Genomic DNA, 1,970 nt, shown 5'->3' with positions numbered 1-1,970 from the left:
TGGCGAGGGTGCCTCGAAAACTGGTCAACCGCTCGACAGCCGTGCCGATCGCAAGCGGCGGCAAAATGAGCAGGTTGACCAAAAGCCCCACCACCATTCCCAGAGAAACTTGGGCAAGAGCACAGCGTCGATATGCCACACCAACCCAGGCACGTAAGGTCCCGCCGTCCCATTGCAGCCATTGATAGACGAATCTGGGCCGGTGTCATCTTGAACGGGTACCCGCTCGGACTTAGCACTACCTGTGCTGTCGTTTACGCGCGCAATGCGGTGGTCATCGTCGCGATTTTTTCTCCTCATCAGCGTTTGGCAAGTGCTTCCACAATTCTCGCTCCGCCAAGTGCGCGAATTGACGGAGGAGCGCCACGTCGACATCGTCCGCCCGTCGCCGAGGCTGCGAATCGATCACGCAGAGGCTCCCAATGCGTTGTCCCAACCGTGATTCGATGGGAAATCCTGCATAGAAACGGATATGCGGGTCACCCACCACCAAGGGGTTATCCCGAAACCTGTCGTCGTCTCGTGTATCGCGCACCACCAGGGCCGTATTGCCCAAGATTGCGAGATCGCAAAAGGACGCCGCCCGAGACGTCTCCGCCAGAGCCGCCCCTGCTCGCGCGAGATACCACATGCGATCATGATCGAGCACTGTGATCAGCGCGAATTCCACATTGAACGCCTGTTTCACTAGAGATACGATCCGCTGCAAGCCAACGCGCGCTTCACCCGGCAGGAGGTGCAGCTCGTCAACGACCTCCTGACGATTGACCTCCTGACGATTGGCCTCCTGACGATCGGCCTCCACGGTCCTCCTTCGATGGACCAGGGTGTGTCGTCGGTCTCCGTCGAGATAGTTCAGCGCGGTGAGTCGTGGGGCAAGAATTTCACCGATGACGTTCGCCCACTGAACGTATTGCAACAGCTCAGGATTATTCTTTGACGACGGCGCCGACAACCCGGGAAGCGACAGGAAGGTCGTGCGCTGATCCTTGGCACACAATTCAAACGTGGCACGATCAAGCATCAGCGCGCGCTTCACTTTCAGAGCGCCAACTCTCAAGCCAGGGGCAGCCAAAGATCGAAGCGGACTCACTCCGACCACAATAATTTCGGACTCTACTGACAAATTCTTTCTCAGCATCGACAAAACGCTAGACATCCCCGAGCACCATGTGTGCACCGCGGTCAGCCGCAACGCCTCGTTCACCCCGACCATCAGAACGACCGCATCGTACCGAAGTAGATCTCTCTCGTAAACAACCAGGCTCACCCCTGTGAAGTCCATGCCCGACTCAGCAATGAGATCCACATCGCATCCGCGATCCGTGAGCACTGCAAGGGCGCGCGCCAGCGCGCCAGGCAATGCCAGCTCGTGGGTCGTGACGCCCCACCCAACCGCCGGCCCTGCACCGATGAGGAGAACCCGGTCGGGATCGCACCCCGAAGCATGACCCCGCGGCGCATCCCGAGGTCGGAAAAAATCAGTTGTCGGTAGACCAGCCACCATCGACGGCATCAGCATCCGAACACGTTCGCGAAACGTCGAAAAAATGCTACTCCCCCTACCTAACTGCCCGAAATCCGAAGAAACGAATCCAGACGCTGACCGGAAGAGTCAATAGCGCAGGCAGATCGCGCCGCCGCATGAACCTGCACATATTGAATATCCCCTCAATTTCACAGCCCAGCGGACCCTGAATACGTCCAGTCGCCTGTCTTCCCTAACTAACGCCAAATTTGCCGTTTCGGTCAAGCGGCCACCACCGATATTGAGCACGACCATCAACGAGCGAAGGTGTCGCGCTTCAAAGAGCACCCAAATACGAAGGTATCCCGTGTATAACGAATCTGATAACCCCGAGATCAGGCCCGGATACCCCCGAAACAGGGTCCCCGAGCGTCTAAGGCTTCGAGGAATCTTCGAACGAGACACCCCCTTCATTCACACCGTATCCGTCAGTTCACGCACT

The 1,970-nt window shown here is 57.9% G+C and carries 1 protein-coding gene; it reads right to left on the bottom strand.

Features of this window, described 5'->3' with window-relative positions:
- Positions 1-274: 274 nt before the first annotated feature.
- Positions 275-1,522, bottom strand: a complete 1,248-nt coding sequence (locus tag CXY75_RS00090; RefSeq protein ID WP_104080878.1) for a GAF domain-containing protein — start codon at positions 1,520-1,522, stop codon at positions 275-277.
- Between the last annotated feature and the right edge of the window lie 448 nt (positions 1,523-1,970).

It is taken from the genome of Cryobacterium sp. Y11 (assembly GCF_002929535.1).
Taxonomy (GTDB): Bacteria; Actinomycetota; Actinomycetes; order Actinomycetales; family Microbacteriaceae; genus Cryobacterium.
The sequence above is the reverse complement of the archived record's forward strand: the minus strand, read 5'-3'. Positions and strand labels throughout refer to the sequence as shown.

Excerpts from the sequence above, each read along its gene's own strand:
- CXY75_RS00090 (WP_104080878.1), bottom strand. The coding sequence starts at position 1,522 with ATGCTGATGCCGTCGATGGTGGCTGGTCTACCGACAACTGATTTTTTC.